This is a genomic window from Pseudomonas sp. GD04091 (assembly GCF_029836165.1).
Taxonomy (GTDB): domain Bacteria; phylum Pseudomonadota; class Gammaproteobacteria; order Pseudomonadales; family Pseudomonadaceae; genus Aquipseudomonas.
The window spans coordinates 123749-146242 of record NZ_JAOEBG010000011.1 but is presented as its reverse complement, the minus strand read 5'-3'; the positions used below and the strand labels follow the sequence as shown (position 1 = coordinate 146242).

Annotated in this window: 22 protein-coding genes and 1 tRNA gene; 15 read left to right on the top strand and 8 right to left on the bottom strand. The window is 65.2% G+C overall.

What is annotated here, in order from left to right:
- Window positions 1–16: 16 nt before the first annotated feature.
- The 6 genes from trbF (at window position 17) to N7422_RS15525 (ending at window position 5471) form a co-directional block, all read left to right on the top strand.
- Window positions 17–721: a conjugal transfer protein TrbF gene (gene trbF / locus N7422_RS15550; RefSeq protein ID WP_008786883.1), complete on the top strand. Its 705-nt coding sequence runs from the start codon at window positions 17–19 to the stop codon at window positions 719–721.
- Entirely contained in the window at window positions 718–1716 is a 999-nt protein-coding gene (trbG, locus tag N7422_RS15545; RefSeq protein ID WP_008786882.1) for a P-type conjugative transfer protein TrbG, read from the top strand. The genes trbF and trbG overlap by 4 nt, the downstream gene beginning before the upstream one ends.
- Window positions 1717–1718: 2 nt before the next feature.
- The gene (locus tag N7422_RS15540; RefSeq protein ID WP_008786881.1) at window positions 1719–2993 is read left to right on the top strand and encodes a TrbI/VirB10 family protein; all 1275 of its coding nucleotides are present in this window, start codon (window positions 1719–1721) and stop codon (window positions 2991–2993) included.
- On the top strand, window positions 2990–3232 hold the full coding sequence (locus N7422_RS15535; RefSeq protein ID WP_008786880.1) for a DUF2274 domain-containing protein: 243 nt from the start codon (window positions 2990–2992) through the stop codon (window positions 3230–3232). Before N7422_RS15540 ends, N7422_RS15535 begins: the two co-directional genes overlap by 4 nt.
- A gap of 323 nt (window positions 3233–3555) precedes the next feature.
- On the top strand, window positions 3556–4194 hold the full coding sequence (gene upp, locus N7422_RS15530) for a uracil phosphoribosyltransferase (protein WP_279807360.1): 639 nt from the start codon (window positions 3556–3558) through the stop codon (window positions 4192–4194).
- Window positions 4195–4196: 2 nt separating this feature from the next.
- On the top strand, window positions 4197–5471 hold the full coding sequence (locus tag N7422_RS15525) for a uracil-xanthine permease family protein (protein WP_279807359.1): 1275 nt from the start codon (window positions 4197–4199) through the stop codon (window positions 5469–5471).
- 70 nt (window positions 5472–5541) lie between these two features.
- Here N7422_RS15525 and hemH read toward each other — a convergent pair whose 3' ends face one another.
- Window positions 5542–6555 (bottom strand): ferrochelatase, encoded by a 1014-nt coding sequence (gene hemH / locus N7422_RS15520; protein ID WP_279807358.1) that lies wholly within the window; start codon window positions 6553–6555, stop codon window positions 5542–5544.
- Between the two features lie 13 nt (window positions 6556–6568).
- Window positions 6569–7474, bottom strand: a complete 906-nt coding sequence (locus tag N7422_RS15515) for a TIGR01777 family oxidoreductase (protein ID WP_279807357.1) — start codon at window positions 7472–7474, stop codon at window positions 6569–6571.
- 186 nt (window positions 7475–7660) lie between these two features.
- Here N7422_RS15515 and N7422_RS15510 point away from each other — a divergent pair, with 186 nt between their 5' ends.
- From N7422_RS15510 to N7422_RS15490, 5 genes are all read left to right on the top strand, one after another.
- Entirely contained in the window at window positions 7661–8647 is a 987-nt protein-coding gene (locus tag N7422_RS15510) for an NAD(P)/FAD-dependent oxidoreductase (protein ID WP_279807356.1), read from the top strand.
- A gap of 107 nt (window positions 8648–8754) precedes the next feature.
- Complete coding sequence (locus N7422_RS15505; RefSeq protein ID WP_279807355.1) at window positions 8755–9723, top strand: DUF523 and DUF1722 domain-containing protein; 969 nt, start codon at window positions 8755–8757, stop codon at window positions 9721–9723.
- Window positions 9713–10576, top strand: a complete 864-nt coding sequence (locus tag N7422_RS15500) for a MerR family transcriptional regulator (RefSeq protein ID WP_279807354.1) — start codon at window positions 9713–9715, stop codon at window positions 10574–10576. Before N7422_RS15505 ends, N7422_RS15500 begins: the two co-directional genes overlap by 11 nt.
- A 25-nt stretch (window positions 10577–10601) precedes the next feature.
- Window positions 10602–12044 (top strand): deoxyribodipyrimidine photo-lyase, encoded by a 1443-nt coding sequence (gene phrB / locus N7422_RS15495; RefSeq protein WP_279807353.1) that lies wholly within the window; start codon window positions 10602–10604, stop codon window positions 12042–12044.
- The gene (locus N7422_RS15490) at window positions 12041–12739 is read left to right on the top strand and encodes an SDR family NAD(P)-dependent oxidoreductase (protein ID WP_279807352.1); all 699 of its coding nucleotides are present in this window, start codon (window positions 12041–12043) and stop codon (window positions 12737–12739) included. The genes phrB and N7422_RS15490 overlap by 4 nt, the downstream gene beginning before the upstream one ends.
- A gap of 51 nt (window positions 12740–12790) precedes the next feature.
- On the opposite strand, the gene N7422_RS15485 is transcribed toward N7422_RS15490, so the two are convergent.
- From N7422_RS15485 to hemA, 6 genes are all read right to left on the bottom strand, one after another.
- Complete coding sequence (locus N7422_RS15485) at window positions 12791–13309, bottom strand: acyloxyacyl hydrolase (RefSeq protein WP_279807350.1); 519 nt, start codon at window positions 13307–13309, stop codon at window positions 12791–12793.
- Window positions 13310–13426: 117 nt separating this feature from the next.
- Entirely contained in the window at window positions 13427–14224 is a 798-nt protein-coding gene (gene murI / locus N7422_RS15480) for a glutamate racemase (protein WP_279807349.1), read from the bottom strand.
- A complete protein-coding gene (locus tag N7422_RS15475; protein WP_279807348.1) occupies window positions 14217–14972 on the bottom strand; it encodes a molybdopterin-synthase adenylyltransferase MoeB in 756 nt (251 codons plus the stop codon). Before N7422_RS15475 ends, murI begins: the two co-directional genes overlap by 8 nt.
- Window positions 14966–15796, bottom strand: a complete 831-nt coding sequence (gene prmC / locus N7422_RS15470; RefSeq protein WP_279807347.1) for a peptide chain release factor N(5)-glutamine methyltransferase — start codon at window positions 15794–15796, stop codon at window positions 14966–14968. The genes N7422_RS15475 and prmC overlap by 7 nt, the downstream gene beginning before the upstream one ends.
- A 4-nt stretch (window positions 15797–15800) precedes the next feature.
- Complete coding sequence (gene prfA / locus N7422_RS15465) at window positions 15801–16883, bottom strand: peptide chain release factor 1 (protein ID WP_279807346.1); 1083 nt, start codon at window positions 16881–16883, stop codon at window positions 15801–15803.
- Window positions 16880–18157: a glutamyl-tRNA reductase gene (gene hemA, locus N7422_RS15460; protein WP_279807345.1), complete on the bottom strand. Its 1278-nt coding sequence runs from the start codon at window positions 18155–18157 to the stop codon at window positions 16880–16882. Before hemA ends, prfA begins: the two co-directional genes overlap by 4 nt.
- Before the next feature lie 991 nt (window positions 18158–19148).
- Here hemA and N7422_RS15455 point away from each other — a divergent pair.
- The 4 genes from N7422_RS15455 (at window position 19149) to N7422_RS15440 (ending at window position 22454) form a co-directional block, all read left to right on the top strand.
- Window positions 19149–20873: a tetratricopeptide repeat protein gene (locus tag N7422_RS15455; protein WP_279807344.1), complete on the top strand. Its 1725-nt coding sequence runs from the start codon at window positions 19149–19151 to the stop codon at window positions 20871–20873.
- Between the two features lie 3 nt (window positions 20874–20876).
- Window positions 20877–21494, top strand: coding sequence for a lipoprotein insertase outer membrane protein LolB (gene lolB / locus N7422_RS15450; RefSeq protein ID WP_279807343.1), 618 nt, complete (start codon window positions 20877–20879; stop codon window positions 21492–21494).
- Window positions 21495–21498: 4 nt separating this feature from the next.
- The gene (gene ispE, locus N7422_RS15445) at window positions 21499–22359 is read left to right on the top strand and encodes a 4-(cytidine 5'-diphospho)-2-C-methyl-D-erythritol kinase (RefSeq protein WP_279807342.1); all 861 of its coding nucleotides are present in this window, start codon (window positions 21499–21501) and stop codon (window positions 22357–22359) included.
- Window positions 22360–22379: 20 nt separating this feature from the next.
- Window positions 22380–22454 (top strand) — tRNA-Gln (locus N7422_RS15440).
- Window positions 22455–22494: the final 40 nt, after the last annotated feature.

Below are 22494 nucleotides of genomic sequence, written 5' to 3'. Positions count from 1 at the left end.
ACAAGGAGAACTGACCATGCGATTCAAGAAACCGCAGGTGCGCTACGCCGACACGCCGCAGCCTGCCACGCCGTACCAAACCGCCGGCCAGGTGTGGGACGACCGTATCGGCTCGGCCCGCGTCCAGGCCAAGAACTGGCGATTCATGGCCTTCGGCTGCCTCACGCTCGCGCTGCTGATGGCCGGCGGACTGGTGTGGCGCTCGGCGCAATCCATCGTCACGCCCTACGTCGTGGAGGTGGACAACGCGGGCCAGGTGCGCGCCGTGGGCGAAGCCGCCACGCCGTACCGGCCCAACGATGCGCAGACGGCGCACCACATCGCGCGCTTCGTGACGCTGGTGCGCTCGCTGTCCATCGACCCCATCGTCGTCCGCCAGAACTGGCTGGACGCCTACGACTACACGACCGACAAAGGCGCGGCCGTGCTCAACGACTACGCGCGGGTCAACGACCCGTTCGCGCGCATCGGAAAGGAGTCGGTGACGGTGCAGATCACCAGCGTCGTGCGTGCCAGCGACACGTCTTTCAACGTGCGCTGGACGGAACGCCGCTACGTCAACGGCGCTGCGGCGGGCCTGGAACGGTGGACGGCCGTGGTGTCCATCGTGCTCCAGCCGCCGCGCACCGAAGAACGCCTGCGCAAGAACCCGCTGGGCATCTACGTCAACGGCCTTTCCTGGAGCCGCGAGCTGGATTCTTCCGAAGGAGCAAAACCATGAACCTGTCTTTCCGCTTTTACGCTTTGCCGTTGATGCTTGTTGCCCTGGCGGGCTGCGCCACGCAAGGCAAGCCGCCGCCGACCATCTCGCTCGATGAGCCGGTGCCGGTGCAGGCCCAGCCGATGCCGGAGCCGCCCGCGCCCGTGGAGGTTGTGGCCGTGCCCGAGGTGCTGCCGATGCCGGCGCAGTTGATGCCGGCACCCGAGGCCGAGGACGCCAAGCCCACGCCCGAGCCGGCCGACGAGAAGGTGCGCGTTTCACGCGCCAATGCCGAGGCGCGTGTCGCGCCCACGCGCGAGGGCTACGTCAACGCGATTCAGGTGTGGCCCTTCACCGATGGCGCGCTGTATCAGGTCTATGCGGCCGTGGGCCGGGTGACGATGGTTGCCTTGCAGCCGGGCGAGGAGCTGGTGACGGTGGCCGCCGGCGATACCGTGCGCTGGATCGTGGGCGACACGTCCAGCGGCAGCGGTGCCGACTTGCGCGTCAACGTGCTGGTCAAGCCGATCCGCTCGGGCCTCAAGACCAATCTGGTCATCATCACCAGCCGGAGGACGTACCTGCTGGAACTGACTTCCACGGAAAAGACGTGGATGGCGTCGGTGTCCTGGGAGTACCCGCGCGACCGGATGCTGGCCTTGCAGCGCCAGGCGCAAGCGGCCAGCGCCGCCGCGCCGGTGGATAGCGGCCTGTCGCTGGAGAACCTGCGCTTTCGCTACGCGATCGGCGGCAGCAATCCGTCGTGGAAGCCGCTGCGCGCTTTCGACGACGGGCAGAAGGTCTATATCCAGTTCCCCGCCGGCATCGCGCAAGGCGAACTGCCGCCGCTGTTCGTGATCGGGCCGGAAGGCGACGGGCAACTGGTGAACTACCGCTTCCGTTCGCCGTACTACATCGTGGATCGCCTGTTTGGCGCGGCAGAGTTGCGCCTGGGCGGTGACAAGGGCGACGTGGTGCGGATCGAGCGCACGGATGGCGTGGCACGGAGGAACTGACCATGAGCCAGGACGATACCCCCGACCTCGCCACGCGGCAGGCAGGCAAGGTCGCGCCCGAGGCGGTGGCGCTTCGCGCCCAGCCGCGTGCCGTGACCCGGTTGAACCGGCGCACGCTGGCCGTCCTCGTCGGCGGCCTGTCGGTCGCCGTGCTCGGGGCCACGATCTGGTCATTGCAACCGCACCGGCGCGGCGCGGGCGAGCAGACCGAGCTTTACAACGTCGATCGCGTCTCGAAGTCCGAAGGGCTGGACGGCCTGCCGTCCGACTACTCGAAGCTGCCGCCGAAGGTGCCCGAGCTGGGGCCGCCACTGCCGGGCGATCTTGGCCCGGCCATCGTGAACTCGCAGCAGTCCGCCGTGGCCGCTTACGCGGCCCCCGGCCACGATCCCAACGACGCCTTGCGCAAGGAGGCGGAAGCCGCAGCGGCTTCGTCGGTGTTTTTCCGCTCGGGCGGCCAGGGCCAGGCCGCCGCCACGGCCACGGTGGCGCCGCCGGGTGTGCCTGGTGCTGCCAACACGCTCGCGGCCTTCGACCCGCTCGCGGCTGGGCCGGCCTCGGCGGCGCCCCAGCCTGCCGATCCGACAGCTGTGCAAAACCGGCAAGACCAGAAAGAGGCGTTCCTGAAAGGCGGCTCTATGGAAACCCGCAATTCCGGAAACCTGAAAATGCCGGCCTCGCCGTATCAGGTCATGGCCGGAACGGTGATTGCGGGCGCGCTGGTGACGGGCATCAAGTCGGACTTGCCAGGCGACGTGATCGCCACGGTGACGGAGCCGGTCTATGACTCGGCCACGGGCAAGTTCCTGTTGATCCCGCAGGGGTCGCGCATCCTGGGTAAATACAACAGCCAGGTCAGCTACGGGCAGAGCCGCGTGCAGGTGGTGTGGAACCGGGTCATCCTGCCCGATACGTCCTCGCTGACGCTCGACAACCTTGTCGGCACCGATCCAGCCGGCTACGCCGGCCTGGAAGACGACGTGGACTGGCATTGGAATCGCATCGTCGCGGGCGCCGTGCTGACGACGCTGCTGGGCGTAGGCGCCGAGTTGGCCGCGCCAGAGAACCGCCAGGACGGCAACCGCATCGTCATCGCGGGGCGCGACAGCGCCCAGGACAGCATCAATCAGGTGGGTCAGGAGATCACCCGGCGCAACATGGACATCCAGCCGACGCTGACCATTAGGCCGGGCCTGCCGGTTCGCGTCATCGTGAACCGGGATCTGGTGCTGCGGCCGTGCCAGCCGCTGTTCTTCAACCGGGGAGCTTCCCAATGAACACGAAGAAACTGCGGCTAGGGCCGCTGCCCAAGACCGAGAGCGTCAAGCTGACCTTTGCCTGCCCGGCCAGCTTGAAAGCCGACCTCGACCGCTACGCCGCGCTGCACGCGCAGGCGTATGGCGAGGCCGTCGATGCCGAGAAGTTGATCCCGCACATGCTGGAGGCGTTCATGGCGGGGGATCGGGGATTCAGGAAGGGCACCACGACGCGGAGCGTGCCGTCCAAGCCGACGTGATGGCCCTCGAAGCCTGCCCAGCAACATCCATCGAACGCGCAGCCCAAGGCTGCGCGTTCTTCATTCTGGATGCCGCCAAGAGCCGCCTGGGCTATGATGACAAGACAAGCCCGCCGTCCCTCGGCAATCCAGCACGACACAGTGCGATGTGGCTTTCTCTCCCAACGCTCCTATGTGGCTCCTAGCCCACGAAGCCACACCGCGCCAAAGTGGCCGAGAAAAGAGCTAACCTACTGTCCCATATACGGTTTCAAGTCCTGCGTGATTTGCACAAAGGACTTGACACCAGAACTTTTTTGCCCGCCTCCCGGAGCCCTCCCTCTATGCCTACTCGTGAGATCCGCCATCCGCTGATCCGCCACAAGCTCGGCCTGATGCGCCGTGCCGATATCAGCACCAAGAATTTTCGCGAACTCGCCCAGGAAGTCGGCGCGCTCCTGACCTACGAAGCCACCCAGGACCTGCCGCTCGAGACCTACGAGATCGACGGCTGGTGCGGCAAGGTCCAGGTCGAGAAGATCGCCGGCAAGAAGATCACCGTGGTGCCGATCCTGCGCGCCGGCATCGGCATGCTCGACGGCGTGCTCAGCCTGGTGCCGGGCGCCAAGGTGAGCGCCGTGGGCGTGGCCCGCAACGAGGAAACCCTCGAAGCCCACACCTACCTGGAAAAGCTCGCGCCGGACATCAACCAGCGCCTGGCCCTGATCATCGACCCGATGCTGGCCACCGGCGGCTCGATGGTCGCCACCATCGACCTGCTGAAGAAGGCCGGCTGCAGGGAAATTCGCGCCATGGTCCTGGTCGCGGCACCCGAAGGCATCGAAGTGGTGGAAAAAGCCCACCCTGACGTGCAGATCTACACCGCCTCGATCGACCAGCGCCTGAATGAACACGGCTACATCGTTCCCGGCCTGGGCGATGCCGGCGACAAGATCTTCGGCACCAAGCAGAAGGACGCCTGATCATGCAGGACGGCTTCAACGACCCGCTCTGGCGTCAGGTCGTTTCGGGCGCGCAGATGCTCTTCGTGGCATTCGGCGCGCTGGTGCTGATGCCGCTGATCACCGGCCTCGACCCCAACGTGGCACTGTTCACCGCGGGCCTCGGCACCTTGCTGTTCCAGCTGGTGACCGGCCGCCAGGTCCCGGTGTTCCTGGCTTCGAGCTTCGCCTTCATCACCCCGATCATTCTCGCCAAGGGCCAGTTCGGCCTGGCCGCGACCATGGGTGGCGTCATGGCGGCCGGCTTCGTCTACACCTTCATGGGCCTGATGGTGAAGATCAAGGGCACCGGCTTCATCGACCGCATGCTGCCCCCGGTGGTGATCGGCCCGGTGATCATCTCCATCGGCCTGGCCATGGCGCCGATCGCCGCCAACATGGCGATGGGCAAGGGTGGCGACGGCAGCGTGCTGATGCCGTACAAGACCGCCATGCTGATCTCGATGCCGGCGCTGCTCACCACCCTGATCGTCGCCGTGTTCGGCAAGGGCATCTTCCGCCTGGTACCGATCATCGCCGGCGTGCTGGTGGGCTTCGGCCTGTCGTTCGCCTTCGGCGTGGTCGACACCGCCAAGATCGCCGCCGCCCCATGGTTGGAACTGCCGAACTTCACCGCGCCGGAGTTCAACTGGCAGGCGATCCTGTTCATCGTCCCGGTGGCCCTGGCCCCGGCGATCGAGCATATCGGCGGGGTGATCGCGGTGGGCAGCGTGACCGGTCGCGACTACCTGAAAAAGCCCGGTCTGCACCGCACCCTGCTCGGCGACGGCCTGGCCACCACCGCCGCAGGCATGTTCGGCGGCCCGCCCAACACCACCTACGCCGAAGTGACCGGCGCGGTGATGCTGACCAAGAACTACAACCCGAAGATCATGACCTGGGCGGCGGTATTCGCCATCACCCTGGCCTTCATCGGCAAGTTCGGCGCACTGCTGCAGAGCATTCCGGTCCCGGTGATGGGCGGCATTCTCTGCCTGTTGTTCGGCTCGATCGCAGCCGTGGGCATGAACACCATGATCCGCCACAAGATCGACCTGGCCGAGGCACGCAATCTGGTGATCGTGTCGGTGACCCTGGTGTTCGGTATCGGTGGCGTGTTGATCGGCAGCGGCGACGGTCCGGACGACTGGGGCCTGAAGGGCATCGCCCTGTGCGCCGTGGTGGCCATTGCCCTGAACCTGATCCTGCCGGGCAACGATGGCTGGAAAAACAAGAAGCTGGATGATCAGTTGCCTTGATCCCGCTTCAGCCTGTACCGGCCTCTTCGCGGGTAAATTGGCGAAGAGGCCGGTACAGGCGGCCTGAAGATCAGGCCTTCTCGCACATCCCCGCCAGCACCCTCACCCACTGCGGGTGATCATTCAGGCACGGCACCAGCACCAGCTCTTTCCCGCCGGCCTCGATGAACTGCTCGCTGCCGCGCATGCCGATCTCCTCGAGCGTCTCGATGCAATCGGCGACGAATGCCGGGCACATCACCAGCAGTTTCTTCACCCCAGCCTTGCCCAGCTCATCCAGACGGGTTTCGGTGTACGGTTCGATCCACTTGGCCCGCCCCAGTCGCGACTGGAACGACACCGACCACTTGCCCTGCGCAATGCCCATCTTCGTGGCGAATGCCCGTGCCGTGGCCAGGCACTGGCCGCGATAGCACACCGCTTTCATCTCGGCGCTGGCGTCCTTGCAGCAGTCGGCGGCCTGGAAGTCGTGGTTGCCGGTAGGATCGAGCTTTTTCAAGTGTCGCTCAGGCAGGCCATGGAAGCTCAGCAACAGGTGGTCGTAATCCTGCTCCAGGTATGGCCGGGCACTGGCGGCCAAGGCCTCGATATAGTCGGGGTGCTCGTAGAACGGCTGCAGGATGCGGGTTTGCAGGGGCAGCTTGCGCTCGGCGATGGTCTGCTTAGCCAACTCGACGACGGTGGTCACGGTGCTGTCGGCGAACTGTGGATAAAGCGGCGCCAGGGTCACCTTGCGAACCCCCTGGGCGGCCAGGCGCTCCAGCACTTCGGGTAGCGCCGGCTCGCCGTAGCGCATGGCGATTGCCACCGGGCCATGGGGCCAATGGGCGGTCATCGCCTGCTGCAGGCGGCGAGTCAGCACCACCAGCGGCGAACCCTCGTCCCACCAGATCGACGCGTAGGCATGGGCCGACTGCTCCGGCCGCTTGATCAGAATCAGCGACACCAGCAACCGGCGTACCGGCCATGGCAGATCGATCACGTACGGGTCCATGAGGAACTGGTTGAGGTAACGGCGCACGTCGGCGACCGAAGTAGAAGCCGGCGAACCCAGGTTGACCAGCAGCAGGGCGTGATCGGTCATGCAGCGTCCTATGTCAGAGGCGGCTGGACAGATTGTCCAGGGCCGATTGCAGATCGTTGAAGCGGAACGTGAAGCCCGCGGCCAGCAGCCGCACCGGGCGCGCCCGTTGACCGCCGAGCAGCAGCGTCGAGAGCTCGCCGAGCCCGGCCTTGAGCAGCAGCGCCGGCATTGGCAGGAACGCCGGGCGGTGCAAGGCGCGGCCCAGACGCCTGGCGAACTCGCGGTTGCGTACCGGCTCCGGCGCGCAGGCATTATAAGGACCGCTGGCGTCGTTGGTGTGCAAGAGAAAATCAATCAGGGCGATTTGATCGTCGATGTGCACCCAGGGCATCCACTGCCGGCCATCGCCCAGCGGCCCACCCAGGCCCAGCTTGTAGGGCAGGCGCAGGCGCGACAGAAAGCCGCCATCGGCGGCCAGCACCAGGCCGGTGCGGATCAGGGCCACGCGCATGCCCAGGGCCTGGGCACGCAGGGCGGTTTCTTCCCAGGCGATGCACAGCTGGCTGGCAAAGTCCTCCTTTACCGGCGGCGAGGCTTCGGTCAACTCACGCTCGCCACCGTCGCCATACCAACCCACCGCCGACCCAGAGAGCAATACCCCGGGACGCTGTTCGCGCCCTTCCAGCCAGGCCAGCAACTGCTCGGTGAGCGTGACCCGGCTGGCCCAGAGCAGCGAACGTCGCGCCGCGGTCCATGGCCGGTCGGCGATCGGCGCGCCCGCCAGGTTGATCACCGCATCCACCGTATCGTCCGCGGCAATCTCGTCCAGCCGTGCGACGCCACGCACGCCCGTACCACAGATTTTCGCGACCTGTTCGGGCCGGCGGCTCCACACCGTCAGGCGATACCCCTGCCCTCGCCAGAACTGGCACAGGTGTTGGCCAATCAGGCCGGTACCGCCGGTCAGCAATATATGCATGGCTGTGTCCTCACAGTTGGCGGCCGTGGTCTATTTTTAAGATCAAGGCACTTTTTTGACCGAACGCTCTCGGATAACCATAGGCCAACCTGCCTATCGAGCGGAATAACCTTATACAAACATTGTGCATTGTACAGGTTTGCCTGGCAGCGTAGGCTGCGCATAGCAAGGTTCGAAGAGGCCATCATGACAGTACCTATCGCCATCATCGGTGCCGGCATCGCCGGCCTGTCCGCCGCCCAGGCCTTGCAAAAGGCCGGGCAGACCGTCCATCTGTTCGACAAAGGCCACGGCAGCGGGGGACGCATGGCCAGCAAGCGCAGCGAGGCTGGTGCGCTTGACCTCGGCGCCCAGTATTTCACGGCCCGTGACCGGCGCTTCGTCGAGCAGGTCCAGCAGTGGGTCGCCGATGGCTGGGCCGCGCAGTGGAAGCCACAACTGTACAACTACCGCGACGGCGAGCTGACCCCCTCCCCCGACGAGCAGATCCGCTGGGTCGGCGTGCCGCGCATGAGTGCGATTACTCGAGGCCTGCTCAAGGACGTCACGGTCAACTTCGGTTGCCGCATCGCCGAGGTGTTCCGTGGCAAGCAATACTGGCACCTGCAGGACACCGAAGGCTGCAGCCATGGCCCATTCAGCCGGGTGGTGATCGCTGTGCCGGCGCCACAGGCCACGCCATTGCTGGCCGCAACCCCGAAACTCGCAGCGGTCGCCGCGGGGGTGCAGATGGAGCCGACCTGGGCGATCGCCCTGGGTTTCGAGACGCCGCTCGACACCCCCATGCAAGGCTGCTTCGTGCAGGACAACCCGCTCGACTGGCTCGCCCGCAACCGCAGCAAGCCTGGTCGCGACGAGCACCTCGACACCTGGGTGCTGCATGCCACCTCCAGCTGGAGCAAGCAGCACATCGACCTGCCCAAGGAAGAAGTGATCGAACAGCTATGGGGCGAATTCGCCGAACTGGTCGGTTGCGTGGTTCCTGCCCCGACATTCGCCCTTGCCCATCGCTGGCTCTACGCCCGCCCGGCCGGCAACCACGAATGGGGCGCTCTGGCCGATGCCGACCTAGGGCTGTATGCCTGTGGCGACTGGTGCTTGTCGGGACGAGTGGAAGGCGCGTGGCTCAGCGGCCAGGAGGCGGCCAAACGCCTGCTGGAACACCTTGAGTGATTGGGTCGACAAACCTATACAAAAAAATTCCTTGTATAAGTTTTTATCTGTGCTGGAATTGACCTGTACAAACCGTGCCACCTGTACAGGTCATTCCGGAGACAGCGATGAACGCCTCCCCTTTCGAGCCCAAGCCGCGCCTGGCCATCAGCGCCTGCCTGACCGGCCTCAGCGTGCGCTACAACGCCGGGCACAAGGCCTCCGCCCTGTGCCTTGAACTGCTCCAGGAACATTTCGACTGGGTTCCCTTGTGTCCCGAGGTCGCCATCGGCCTGGGGACGCCCCGCGAGCCCATCCGCCTGGTTGGCGACCCGGAGCATCCCGTGGTCACCGGCACGCGCAACGGCGCGACCGACCTGGCCGGCCCCTTGCGGGCCTATGGCGAGCAGATGGCCGACGAGCTCGATGACATCTGCGGCTATATCTTCATGCAGAAGTCACCCTCATGCGGCCTGGAGCGGGTCAAGGTCTACCAGGAGGACGGACGCCCGGCCCACCAGGCCGGGCGCGGCGCCTACGCCGCCGCTTTTTGTGCCCGTCGTCCCGACTTGCCGGTCGAAGAGGAGGGCCGCCTGCACGATCCGATCCTGCGGGAAAATTTCATTGCCCGCGTCTATGCCTATGCCGATTGGCAGCAACAGCGACGCCAGGGTTTGAGCCGCGGCGCGCTGATCCGCTTCCACGCCCGCTACAAGTACCTGCTGATGGCCCACAACCCCCACGCTTACCGCACGCTCGGTCGCCTGCTCGGCACCATGAGCCGCGACGACGACCCCGAACAGCTGGGCCAGCGCTACTTCCACCAGTTGATGCAGGCCCTGCGCCGCTGCGCCAGCCGGGGCACCCACGGTAATGTCCTGCAGCACCTGAGCGGTTATCTGCGCAATGACCTCGGTCCGGCAGACAAGGCCGAACTGCAGCAGCTCATCACCCAGTACCAGAAAGGCGTGGTGCCACTGGTGGTGCCCCTGACCCTGCTCAGGCATCACCTGCGCAATCACCCCGCCCCCTACCTGGCGCAACAGGCCTACCTGCACCCCCATCCCGAAGCCATGGGACTGCGCAATGCCATCTGATGAACTGCTGCCCATCGGCGAGGTAGCCCGCCTGACCGGTGTCAACCCGGTCACCTTGAGGGCCTGGGAGCGCCGCTACGGACTGATCAAGCCCCAGCGCACGCCAAAGGGACATCGGCTTTATCCACAGGAGCAGGTGCAGCGGGTCCAGGCCATCCTGCGCTGGCTGGAGCGAGGCGCCGCCGTGAGCCAGGTGCGCGAGCTGCTGGATCACAGCGCCAATGCCACGCCTGCACTGCAGGGCGAATGGGGCGCGCGGATCGAGCAGGTGGTCGAGGCCATAGGCCGCCTGGCCCAACGCCCGCTGGACCAGCTGCTGAACCAGGCCATGGCCCTCTACCCCGCACTGACCGTGTGCGAACACCTGCTCCTGCCCCTGCTCGACACCTTGGCCCAGCGCTGGCGAACGCACTTCGACGCACGCCTGGAGCAGGCCTTCTTCCAGACCTGGTTGCGCAGCAAGCTGGGCGCCCGGGTGTACCACGACAGCCATTCGCAGCCTGGCCCTGGGGTGCTGCTCGCCCGCACCGACGATACGCCTTTCGACGCCAGTTTCTGGCTGTGCGCCTGGCTGTTGAGCAGCAATGGCCATGCGCTGGAAATCCTCGAGTGGCCGGTCGAACCCCGGCAGCTGCGCCAAGCCATGGCACAGCTGCAACCACGCGCGCTGGTACTTCACCTCGGCGGCCATCCCGACCTTCCGGCACTGGGCCGTGCACTGCGCGATGTCGATGCGCCGAAACTCCTGGGAGGCGCCGCGGTCCTTCTCCATAAGGCCGAACTGAACGCGCTGGGCTTACCAGGCTTGCAGCTGTTCGACAGCCCGATGGCCGCCTTGCGCGGCCTCCAGTAACCATGACCGACAGGCCTGAGCTTCTATGCAACTGATCTGGCTACGCAGCGACCTGCGCATCGCCGACAACACCGCCCTGAGCGCCGCCTGCCAGCGCGGCCCGACCGTGGCGCTGTGGATCGCCAGCCCCGGCCAGTGGCAGGCCCATGACGACGCGCCGTGCAAGGTGGACTTCTGGCTGCGCAACCTGCGCCTGCTGCGCCAATCCCTGGACGCGCTGAACATCCCATTGCTGATCCGCAGCGTTCCCACCTGGCACGAAGCGCCGCAGTGTGTTCTCGATATCTGCCGTCAACACCGGATCGAGGCCGTGCACTGGAATGACGAATACGGCATCAACGAAAGCCGCCGTGACGAGGCGACCCGCGACCTGCTGCAGACGGCCGGCATCACCGCCACCGGCCATCTCGACCAGTTGCTGTTCAAGCCGGGAAGCGTGCTGAACCGCAGTGGCCGCTATTTCCAGGTGTTCACCCAGTTCAAGCGTGTCTGCCTGGAACATCTGCACCGCAGCCTGCCCGCGCTCGTCCCTCCAGTGCGCCGCCAGGAACCTGTGGAAATCACCAGCGACCCGATTCCCCAACACATCGAAGGGTTCGAGACGCCGCCCGAAGCCTTGCGCGACTACTGGCCCGCGGGCGAGCAGGAGGCGCAACGACGCCTCGCACGCTTCACCGAAGAGGCCATCCAGGACTACCCGCGACGGCGCGACCTTCCCGCCGAGGCCGGCACCAGCCAGCTCTCCCCCTACCTGGCTGCCGGCGTGCTCTCGCCCCGGCAATGCCTGCACGCGGCGCTGGCCAGCAATCAAGGCGAATTCGACAGCGGCAGCACCGGTGTGCAGACCTGGATCAACGAACTGCTGTGGCGCGAGTTCTACAAGCATGTCCTGGTGGGTTACCCGCGCGTTTCTCGGCATCGTGCCTTCCGCCCGCAGACCGAGGCGCTGCCATGGCGCGACGCCCCGGAGGACTTCGAAGCCTGGCAGCAAGGTCGCACGGGCTTCCCGATCATCGACGCCGCCATGCGCCAACTGCTGCACACCGGGTGGATGCACAACCGCCTGCGCATGATCGTCGCCATGTTTCTCAGCAAGAACCTTTTGATCGACTGGCGCCTGGGTGAGCGGCACTTCATGCGCCATCTGATCGATGGCGACCTGGCCGCGAACAATGGCGGCTGGCAATGGAGCGCGTCGACCGGTACCGATGCGGTGCCCTACTTCCGGATATTCAACCCCATCACTCAATCGAATAGATTTGATTCAAAATGTGTATTCATTCGAGAATGGCTTCCTGAGCTGGAAGGTCTTGATGACAAACGGATTCATCAGCCTCGCAAATCAGCCGACTTATTCGAAATAGGCCTCTACGCAAGGCCGATCGTCGATCTTGACAGTAGTCGCCAGCGGGCACTGGAAGCATTCAAAGGCCTGCCTGGCATGCAGTATCAGGAGGAGCTCTCGTGAGCATCGCGCGGACATTCTGGGTTACAGGCGCCACCCAGGGACTGGGGCTGGCATTGGTCGAACGATTGCTCGAACAGGGTCATCGGGTCGCTGCGAGCGTCAACTCGCTCCAGGCGCTCCAGGCCCTGCAGGAGCGGTACGGCGTCAACCTGCTATGCCTGGCTGGCCAATTGCAGGAAATCGATCAGGCCAGCAACGCCATCGAAGCCTTCAAGCAGCGCTGGAGCACACTTGACGGTCTGATCATCAACGCCGGTACCTGCGACTATCTGCCGGCCGAGGTGAACGATACCGACCTGTTCGAGACGATCGTCAGCAGCAACCTGCGCGCCACGGATAACAGCCTGGCCTGCGCCCTGCCCTTGCTGGCACAAGGGGACAAGCCACAGGTCATGGCCATACTGAGCCGCTATTCGGCCTTGCAACTGCATGAACCGAATCAGCCCCTCAATGGCACCAACAGCCCCTTGCACTGGTTGCGCGAGCAGCGCCATGCCTTGCAGGCCCTGGGCATCGACCTGACCATCGTCGCCCCCCAATCATTGAAGACACCGGTGACCCTGGCCCAGGCGATTCCCGAGCAATGGACGGCACAGACCACGGCACTGGAACTGGTCGCAAGACTGGATCAACGCCAACCGGAACTGGTGCTGGAGGCACTGAGCCTGAACAGCCTGTGGCCACTGCCGCGCTGACCTGCTCGCGACCATCGCCGGCAGCCTGGCTTGCCGGCGATGGCGATGGCGCTACAACGCCATGCGATAGTGCAGCGCGTAGCTTTCGACGCCGTCGTTGGGTTGCTTGATACCCGCATTCGAATAATGAATCGCGCGAATACCAACCTCATGCCCACCCGCAAAACGCAGGCCGAAACCGATCCGGTCCTCGAACTGGAACGATGAACCGAGTTCGTTATCCTCGAGCTCTGTGCTCGAGAACGCCGCTACCCCGATGCCGGCCTCGATGTAAGGTTTCACCGACTCCCCGGCGAACTCGTAGACGAACACCGGCGCGAAGGACAGGCTGTGATTGCTGGCAGTCTCATCCCCTTGCCAGTAGGTATAGGCACCATCCCAATAGCCCGTCAGACGCCCGACACTGGTCTGCCACCAGCTGACATCCCAGTTCGACTGCAGCCCCAGACGATAGACCATGGTCGAGTCGCCCGTCTGCCCTACCGAAAATGAAACATCGGCGGCCTGCACGGTCATCGCCTGCCCCAGCGTGATAGCGGCAAGCGCCGCCAAGCCCAGCAGTTTCTTCATGAGAAACATCCTTCTTCCTGATGTTGTTGTCAGTGTTCTGCCTGCGCTCAGGCAAAGCGATAGAAGTCGGCGACGGGACGATAGTTCCAACTTCCTATCAGGCCTTTCACACTTTTTTTACATCGGAAAGCTTTGCACGCTGCCGGATTTATTCCACAGAAGAGGCAGGATTTTTTCCAGAATGGCCGGATCGGCGCTGCTCCAGAATGCCGTTGGCCGTGCCGGCCCTTCGGCCAGCAGGTCGCGCGCCCCCAGCAGGCGCTGCAACTGCCGCGCCACGGCGGCGCCGGTGTCGATGATCGCCACGTCCGCCGGGACCATGTCCGCGAGCATCGGGCGCAGGAAGGGGTAATGCGTGCAACCCAGGATCAACGTGTCGCAGCCAGCAGCCAGCAATGGTTGCACGTAGTGCAGCAACAACTGGCGCAACCGCGGGCTCGCCAGATCGCCGGACTCGATGAGTTCGACCAGCCCGGGGCAGGGCTGGGTGATGACCCGCACATCATTGGCGAAGCGGTCGAGCAAGGCGGCGAACTTGGCGCTCTGCAATGTGCCGGTGGTGGCCAGGACCCCGACCACGCCCGAGCGGGTCGCCGCCGCCGCCGGTTTTACCGCAGGTTCCATACCCACCAAGGGCCAGCCTGGATAAAGCTCGCGCAGATCGGCCACTGCCGCCACGGTGGCGGTATTGCAGGCCAGGACCATGGCCTTGGCCCCCAGCCCGTGGAAGTATCCGGCGATATGGCGAAGACGCTGACGTATGTAGTCCGGGGACTTCTCGCCATAGGGCACGTGGCCACTGTCGGCCACGTACAGCAACGACTCGTTGGGCAGCAGCCGCTGGATCTCGGCGAGCACCGACAGACCGCCGACCCCCGAGTCCATCACGCCTACCGGCGCCGAACGCTCAGCCATGACGGCTGGCGCACACGGCGCAGGCCGGATCACGCTTGACCCGCAGTTCACGCATGCGCGTGCCCAGGGCATCGATCAGCAACAACCTGCCAACCAGCGGCTCGCCGAAGCCGGCCAGCAGCTTCAGCGCTTCCAGCGCCTGCAGGCTGCCGACCAGGCCCACCAGAGGGCCGATCACCCCGGCCTCGCTGCAGGTCAGTTCGGCTTCGCTGCCATGACCATACAGGCAGTGATAGCAAGGGCTGCTCTCGCTGCGCGTGTCGAACACCGACAACTGCCCTTCCAGACGGATCGCCGCGCCACTGACCAGCGGTTTGCCGGCGGCGACGCAGGCGGCATTGACCGCCTCGCGGGTGGTGAAATTGTCGGAGCAGTCCAGCACCACATCGACTGCCGCCACGGCGGCGGCCAGCGAATCTTCGTCCAGCGCCTGGCGGTGGGCGACCAGCCTGATCTCCGGGTTGATGGCCTGCAGGCGTTTGATCGCCGAATCCACCTTGCTCATGCCGACGCTGTCGCTGTCGTGGATGATCTGGCGCTGCAGGTTGGTCAGGTCGACGGTATCGAAGTCGGCCAGGTGCAGCTCGCCGACCCCGGCCGCGCCCAGGTACAGCGCCACCGGCGAGCCCAGCCCGCCAACGCCGACCACCAGCGCCTTGCCGTGCTTGAGGCGCAACTGCCCGTCGATGTCCACCTGCGACAGCAGAATCTGCCGGCTGTAACGCAACAGCTCTTGATCGGTCAGCATGGCAGGCGCCCCAGACTGATGCGTTCATGGCCACCCAGGTCGACCCGGCTGGTCACTTCGGTGAAACCACTGGCGACCAGCAGATCACGCACCGCGCTGGCCTGGTCATAGCCGTGCTCGAGCAGCAACCAGCCGCCGGGCAGCAGATGCCGTGGCGACTGGGCGATGATCAGCCGCAGGTCGTCCAAGCCATCTTCACCGGCCACCAGCGCACTGCTCGGCTCGAAACGAACGTCCCCAGCCACCAGGTGCGGATCGGCGGCACGGATATAGGGTGGGTTGCTCAGAATCAGATCGAAACGCTCATCGGCGAGGGCGTCGAACCAGTGGCTGCCACGCACCTGGACATTGCCCAGGCCCAGACGCTGGCGATTGCGCTCGGCCAGGGCCACGGCCTCCTCGACACGGTCGACGGCGATCACCTGCCAGCCCGGACATTCACTGGCCAGGGCCAGGGCGATGGCCCCGGTGCCGGTCCCCAGGTCGAGCACGCGAGCGGGCGTTGGCGCTACCAGCTCCAGGGCCGTCTCCACCAGCAGCTCGGTGTCCGGACGCGGAATCAGCGTGTGCGGCGCGACTTCCAGGTCCAGCTTCCAGAAGCCTTGCTGGCCAAGGATGTAGGCCACCGGCTCGCCGGCACGACGACGCTCGAGGTAGCCGGCGAAGATCTCGGCCGCTTCGCTGCTGACGATGCGTTCGGGCCAGGTGTGCAGGTAACTGCGCGACTTGCCCAGGGCCGCGGCCAGGAGCAGTTCGGCATCCAGCCGTTCGGTCGGCGACTCCGGCAACTGGGCGCTGCGCAACAGGCTGGCAATGATGGTCATGCGCTCAATCCCCCAGGGCGGCCAACTGATCGGCCTGGTATTCGGCCAACAGCGGCTCGATCACCGCGTCCACACCACCGGCAAGGATATCGTCCAGGGAATAGAGCGTGAGGTTGATACGGTGATCGGTGACCCGGCCCTGTGGATAGTTGTAGGTGCGAATGCGCTCGGAGCGGTCGCCCGAGCCCACCAGCAGCTTGCGTTCGCTGGCGATGGCGTTCTGCGCGGCACTGGTCTGCATGTCGTTGAGCTTGGCCGACAGCCAGGACATGGCACGTGCGCGGTTCTTGTGCTGCGAACGCTCCTCCTGGCACTCGACCACGATGCCGGTGGGCAAGTGGGTGATGCGGATCGCCGAGTCGGTCTTGTTGACGTGCTGGCCGCCGGCGCCCGAGGCGCGATAGGTGTCCACGCGCAGGTCGGCCGGGTTGATCTCGATCGCCACCTGCTCATCGGGCTCGGGCAACACCGCCACGGTGCAGGCGGAAGTGTGGATACGCCCCTGGGATTCGGTCTCGGGCACGCGCTGCACGCGGTGAGCGCCGGACTCGAACTTCAGCTTGCCGTAGACGCTGTCGCCTTCGACCCGGGCGATGATTTCCTTGTAGCCGCCGTGCTCGCCCTCGTTCTCGGAGAGGATCTCCAGGCGCCAGCCGCGTTTCTCGGCATAGCGCGAGTACATGCGGAACAGGTCGCCGGAGAAGATCGCCGCCTCGTCGCCGCCGGTGCCGGCGCGGATTTCCAGGAACACGTTGCGCCCGTCGTTGGGGTCCTTGGGCAGCAGCATGCGCTGCAGCTGCGACTCCAGCCCGAGCAGTTGCTCCTTGGCTTCGCGCACTTCCTCCACGGCCATTTCGCGCAGGTCGGGGTCGGCGTCCTTGAGCAACGCCTGGGCGCCCTCGAGGTCATCCTGAACCTTGCGCCACTCTTTATAGGCGCCGATCACCGGTTCGACCTCGGCGTACTCGCGGGAATAGGCGCGGAAACGGGTCTGGTCGGAAATGACTTCGGCGTCACCGAGCAGCGCGGTGAGTTCCTCGAAGCGGTCCTGGAGCGTGTCCAGTTTGTTCAGCAGCGACGCTTTCATTGCGGGGATTTGTCCGTCGAGCCCTCGTGGAGGGCGAAGAGTTCCTGGGCCATGGCCAGCGCATCGAGGCGGCCTTCGGCGGAGAGCTTTTTCAGTTGCACGCTGGGCGCGTGCAGGAGTTTGTTGGTCAGGCCCCTCGCCAGCTGCAACAGCACCTCTTCAGGATTGCCGCCATTGGCCAGCAGGCGCTGGGCCTTCTGCAGTTCTTCGTCGCGCAGGCGTTCGCTCTGCTGCCGGTAGGCCTTGAGCACATCCACCGCCGCCAGCTCGCGCAGGCGCACCATGAAGTCGTCGGCGCCGGCCGAGACCAGCTCCTCGGCGGCCTGGGCCGCGCCCTGTCGGCTCTTGAGGTTTTCCGCGACCACTTCATGCAGGTCGTCGACGGTATAGAGATAGACGTCGTCCAGCTCGCCGACCTGCGACTCGATGTCGCGCGGGACGGCGATGTCGACCATGAAGATCGGCTTGTGCCGACGCTGTTTCAGCGCGCTTTCCACCGCGCCCTTGCCAAGAATCGGCAGCTGGCTGGCGGTGGAGCTGATGACGATGTCGCTGTGGGCCAGCTCCTGTGGAATGTCCGAGAGCAGCACGGCATGGGCGCCAAACTGCTCGGCAAGAATGCTGGCGCGCTCCAGGGTGCGATTGGCCACGACGATACGCCGCACCCCCTGCTCGTGCAGGTGGCGGGCGACCAGGGTGATGGTCTCGCCGGCGCCGATCAGCAGCGCCTGGCTGCGTCCCAGGTCGGAGAAGATCTGCTTGGCCAGGCTCACCGCGGCGAACGCCACCGACACCGGGTTCTCGCCGATGGCGGTGTCGGTGCGCACCTGCTTGGCGGCGCTGAAGGTGGCCTGGAACAGGCGCCCGAGCAATGGCCCCACGGTGCCGGCCTCGCGGGCGACGGCGTAGGCCGACTTCATCTGGCCGAGAATCTGCGGCTCGCCGAGCACCAGCGAGTCGAGGCCCGAGGCCACGCGCATCATGTGCCTGACCGCGTCGTGGTCCTCATGGACGTAGGCGCTGGCGCGCAGCTCATCGAGGCTCAGCTGGTGATAGTCGGCCAGCCATTGCAGCACGGCGTCGGCGGCAAGGTGGTCCTGCTCTATATAGAGTTCGCTGCGGTTGCAGGTCGACAGGATCGCCGCTTCGCGGCTGGCGGTCAGTCGGCACAGCTGCTGCAGGGCGTCGACCAGCTGCTCTGGGGTAAACGCCACGCGCTCGCGTACGTCTACCGAGGCAGTCTTATGGTTGATACCAAGTGCAAGAAAGGCCATGCAAGGTCGCTGATTGGGACGTGAAGCCGATAATTGTCCTACTTCGCAGGTTTTAGAACAACCACCGTTCGCTATTGTGGTGATGAGGCCCGCCTATCGGCCCACACCTCCACCCGCCGTTGCCGTTGCCGATCGAGAGTTTATCCCATAGTCCACTAGCGACAGCTGCGTCAGCCCAGGCGCCGCCCGTAACTTCGCGACTTCAGGAGGCCGAACGCAGGTCTTGCGGAGGGAGGTGACGGGCATGGATGCCCGTCAAGCGCTGGGGCCCAGGATGGGCCCTACAGCGCGGTCCTCCCGGGAGCAAGGCCGGAGTGAGGGAACCCGGAGCGAAGCGGAGGGCCGGATGAACGGAGCGCCACGGCTTTGGTTACTTTGGCCACGACCAAAGTAACCCGCCGTAAGGGCGGAAAGGTGACTGTGCGTCGACATAGCCAATGAATGCGCTTACACCTATAAAAACCCACTCCAAAACGTTTTGGTTTTGGTTTTGGTTTTTTAGAGCGTGTGTATTGAAAGCTGTATGCACATTCATTCGCTGTGGCGACGCACAGTCACCTTTCCGCCCTTACGGCGGGTTACTTTGGACGCGGCCAAAGTAACCAAAGCCGCCCGGCTCCATTCATCCGGCCCCTACGCTTCGCTCCGGGGTCCCCTCACTCCGGTCTTGCTCCCGGGAGGACCGCGCTGAACGCCCCATCCTGGGGCGCAGCGCTTGACGGGCATCCATGCCCGTCACCTCCCTCCGCAAGACCTGCGTTCGGCCTCCTGAAGTCGCATTCTGCGTTGCCTGAACTACCGCGCGCTTAGAAGCAAAAGCAAAAACAACGGCAACGGCAGGATGCCGTGGAGTGGTTGCGAACCACCGCCCCGGCGCATTGTCCCTATACTCCGAAGCACCGCTTCACACCACGACCTTCGCAGGTGGGTTTGCCCTCACGCTTGTGTCATCATGCTCCGACCGCCGGTTTAGCCTCTTTAATAAGCCTCTATGAACAAATCCTACGCATTGCTGCTTGCCCTCGCCCTGCTCCAGGGCTGCCAGAGCCTGGCCCCGCAGAAGACGGACGCCCAACCGCCCGTTGCCGACGCAGGCAAGAGCGCGGAAAAGCCGGTGGTGTACGGATCGTTCAAACAGGACACCCTGTACAGCCTGTTGGTGGCCGAGCTGGCCGGCCAGCGCAACCGTTTCGACATTGCCCTGAGCAACTACGTCGACCAGGCCGAGAAGACCCAGGACCCGGGCGTCTCCGAGCGCGCCTACCGCATCGCCGAGTACCTCGGCGCCGACGAGCCGGCACTGGACACCGCCCTGACCTGGGCCCGCAACGACCCGCAGAACCTCGACGCCCAACGCGCCGCCGCCATCCAGCTGGCCCGCGCCGGGCGCTACGACGACTCCATGACCTACATGGAGAAGGTGCTGCAAGGCCAGGGCGACACCCATTTCGACTTCCTCGCCCTGTCGGCAGCCGAAACCGACCAGAACACCCGCGACGGCCTGATGCAGAGCTTCGACCGCCTGCTGGTGAAATACCCCGACAACGGCCAGCTGATCTTCGGCAAGGCGCTGCTGCTGAACCAGGACGACAAGCCCGAACAGGCCCTCGACCTGCTCGAAAGCCACCCACCGCAAAACGGCGAAATCGCCCCGGTGCTGTTGCGCGCCCGCCTGCTGCAAGCGCTGGATCGTGGTCCGGAAGCACTGCCGCTGCTGCGCGGGGCAATCCGCGACAACCCCGACGACAAGCGCCTGCGCCTGACCTATGCGCGCACCCTGGTCGAACAGGACCGCATCGACGACGCCAAGGCCGAGTTCGAAAGCCTGCTGCAGCAGTACCCGGAAGACGACGAGATCCGCTATTCCCTGGCCCTGGTATGCCTGGAAACCAAGCACTGGGACGAGGCCGAAGGCTACCTGCAGGAACTGGTCGAGCGTGACGCCAACGTTGACGCCGCCCACCTCAATCTCGGCCGTATCCGTGAAGAACGCGGCCAACCGGCGGCCGCCCTGCGCGAATACGCCCTGGTCGGCCCGGGCCCGGACTACCTGCCGGCACAATTGCGCCAAGCCGACATCCTCATTGCCAATGGTCGTAGCGCCGAGGCCTCGCGCCTGCTCGCCGAAGCCCGCGAAGCACAGCCCGACTACGCCATCCAGCTGTATTTGATCGAGGCCGAGAGCCTGGGCAACAACGGCAAGGAGGCCCAGGCCGGCCAGGTGCTGGAACAGGCGATCAAGCGCTACCCGGACGACCTCAACCTGCTCTACACCCGCGCCATGCTCGCCGAGAAGCGCAACGACCTGGCGCAACTGGAAAGAGACCTGCGCGCCATCCTCGCCCGCGAGCCGGAAAACGCCATGGCGCTCAACGCCCTTGGCTACACCCTGGCCGACCGCACCACCCGCTACGCCGAAGCGAAAGCCCTGATCGACAAGGCCCACCAGCTCACCCCGGACGACCCGGCGGTGCTCGACAGCCTGGGCTGGATCGCCTATCGCATGGGCAACCTCGAAGAAGCCGAGCGCCAGCTGCGCCTGGCCTTCGAACGCTTCCCCGACCATGAAGTCGCCGCCCACCTGGGCGAAGTCCTGTGGGCCAACGGCAAGCGCCGCGAAGCCCGCCAAGTCTGGGCCAAGGGCTTCGAAGCCCAGGCCGACAGCCCCATCCTGCGCAAGACACTGCTGCGCCTGACCGGATCCGAGAGCCTGTAAATCATGTTCCTGCGTCATTGCATCACCTTCACCCTCATCGCCCTGCTCGCCGGCTGCGCCGGCTTCGGCAGCAAGGAAGCCGTTCAGGGCCAGGGCAGCCCGCAGCTGTGGCGCGAGCACAAGCAGCAGCTGGGCAACCTCGATGGCTGGCAGATCAACGGCAAGGTCGGCATCCGCGCCCCGCGCGACTCCGGCAGCGGCACGCTGTTCTGGCTGCAGCGCCAGGACTACTACGACATTCGCCTGGCCGGCCCGCTGGGCCGCGGGGCGGCGCGCCTGACCGGCCGCCCCGGCGGCGTGGTGCTGGAAGTCGCCAACCAGGGCCGCTATGAGGCCCAGACCCCCGAGGCCCTGCTGGAAGAGCAGCTCGGCTGGCGCCTGCCGGTGTCGCACCTGGTGTGGTGGGTGCGCGGCCTGCCCGCCCCGGACAGCAAGAGCCAGCTGACCCTCGATGGCGACAGTCGCCTGGCCAGCCTCACCCAGGACGGCTGGCAGGTCCAGTACCTCAGCTACATAGAACAGAACGGCTACTGGCTGCCCGAGCGCCTGAAACTGCACGGCGAGAACATCGATGTAACGCTGGTGGTGAAGGACTGGCAACCACGCCAGCTGGGGCACTGAGTCGATGGACAAGCTCACCCTGCCCGCGCCGGCCAAGCTCAATCTGTGGCTGCACATCACAGGTCGCCGCGCCGACGGTTACCACGAGCTGGAAACCGTGTTCCAGTTCCTCGACCACGCCGACGAACTGAGCTTCGCCCTGCGCGACGACGGCCAGATTCGCCTGCAGACCGAAATCGACGGCGTGCCCCACGACAGCAACCTGATCGTCCGCGCCGCGCGCCAGCTGCAGGCGCAATCGGCAACCGCGCTGGGCGCCGACATCTGGTTGGACAAGGTGCTGCCCATGGGCGGCGGCATCGGCGGCGGCAGTTCCGACGCGGCGACCACGCTGCTGGCGCTCGCACACCTGTGGCAACTGGACTGGGACGAAGATCGCCTGGCCGCCCTGGGCCTATCGCTGGGTGCCGACGTACCGGTGTTCGTCCGTGGCCACGCCGCCTTTGCCCAGGGCGTCGGCGAACAACTCACCCCGGTCGATCCCGAGCAACCGTGGTACGTCGTGCTGGTGCCGCAAGTGTCTGTCAGCACAGCGGAAATTTTTTCGCATCCAGAGTTGACACGTGATTCCCTCCCCCTTAAGATGCGCCCCGTTCCCGAGGGAAACAGTCGAAATGACTGCCAACCGGTAGTAGAGCAACGTTATCCAGAAGTTCGCAATGCGCTGATTTCTCTGGGTAAATTCACCGAAGCTCGAATGACCGGCACTGGAAGTTGTGTGTTTGGGGCCTTCCCAAGCAAAGCCGAAGCTGATAGAGTTCTGGCCCTTCTTTCAGAGACCCAAACAGGGTTTGTGGCGAAAGGAAGCAATGTTTCGACGTTGCATCGCAAGCTGCAAAGTCTGATCAAGAAGTCGAGTTCATAAGAGCTCGCAGCAACAGATACAGGGGCGTCGCCAAGCGGTAAGGCAGCAGGTTTTGATCCTGCCATGCGTTGGTTCGAATCCAGCCGCCCCTGCCATTTCTTATACTCATCCAGGTTACCCTCAGCCTCCAGGTAC

Coding starts and splice junctions, on each gene's coding strand:
- prmC (WP_279807347.1), bottom strand. CDS start 15,796: ATGACCATCATTGCCAGCCTGTTGCGCAGCGCCCAGTTGCCGGAGTCG.
- lolB (WP_279807343.1), top strand. CDS start 20,877: ATGTTCCTGCGTCATTGCATCACCTTCACCCTCATCGCCCTGCTCGCC.
- N7422_RS15505 (WP_279807355.1), top strand. CDS start 8,755: ATGAACGCCTCCCCTTTCGAGCCCAAGCCGCGCCTGGCCATCAGCGCC.
- trbF (WP_008786883.1), top strand. CDS start 17: ATGCGATTCAAGAAACCGCAGGTGCGCTACGCCGACACGCCGCAGCCT.
- N7422_RS15515 (WP_279807357.1), bottom strand. CDS start 7,474: ATGCATATATTGCTGACCGGCGGTACCGGCCTGATTGGCCAACACCTG.
- murI (WP_279807349.1), bottom strand. CDS start 14,224: ATGGCTGAGCGTTCGGCGCCGGTAGGCGTGATGGACTCGGGGGTCGGC.
- ispE (WP_279807342.1), top strand. CDS start 21,499: ATGGACAAGCTCACCCTGCCCGCGCCGGCCAAGCTCAATCTGTGGCTG.
- N7422_RS15535 (WP_008786880.1), top strand. CDS start 2,990: ATGAACACGAAGAAACTGCGGCTAGGGCCGCTGCCCAAGACCGAGAGC.
- N7422_RS15455 (WP_279807344.1), top strand. CDS start 19,149: ATGAACAAATCCTACGCATTGCTGCTTGCCCTCGCCCTGCTCCAGGGC.
- phrB (WP_279807353.1), top strand. CDS start 10,602: ATGCAACTGATCTGGCTACGCAGCGACCTGCGCATCGCCGACAACACC.
- N7422_RS15510 (WP_279807356.1), top strand. CDS start 7,661: ATGACAGTACCTATCGCCATCATCGGTGCCGGCATCGCCGGCCTGTCC.
- N7422_RS15540 (WP_008786881.1), top strand. CDS start 1,719: ATGAGCCAGGACGATACCCCCGACCTCGCCACGCGGCAGGCAGGCAAG.
- upp (WP_279807360.1), top strand. CDS start 3,556: ATGCCTACTCGTGAGATCCGCCATCCGCTGATCCGCCACAAGCTCGGC.
- hemH (WP_279807358.1), bottom strand. CDS start 6,555: ATGACCGATCACGCCCTGCTGCTGGTCAACCTGGGTTCGCCGGCTTCT.
- prfA (WP_279807346.1), bottom strand. CDS start 16,883: ATGAAAGCGTCGCTGCTGAACAAACTGGACACGCTCCAGGACCGCTTC.
- N7422_RS15475 (WP_279807348.1), bottom strand. CDS start 14,972: ATGCTGACCGATCAAGAGCTGTTGCGTTACAGCCGGCAGATTCTGCTG.
- hemA (WP_279807345.1), bottom strand. CDS start 18,157: ATGGCCTTTCTTGCACTTGGTATCAACCATAAGACTGCCTCGGTAGAC.
- N7422_RS15525 (WP_279807359.1), top strand. CDS start 4,197: ATGCAGGACGGCTTCAACGACCCGCTCTGGCGTCAGGTCGTTTCGGGC.
- trbG (WP_008786882.1), top strand. CDS start 718: ATGAACCTGTCTTTCCGCTTTTACGCTTTGCCGTTGATGCTTGTTGCC.
- N7422_RS15500 (WP_279807354.1), top strand. CDS start 9,713: ATGCCATCTGATGAACTGCTGCCCATCGGCGAGGTAGCCCGCCTGACC.
- N7422_RS15485 (WP_279807350.1), bottom strand. CDS start 13,309: ATGAAGAAACTGCTGGGCTTGGCGGCGCTTGCCGCTATCACGCTGGGG.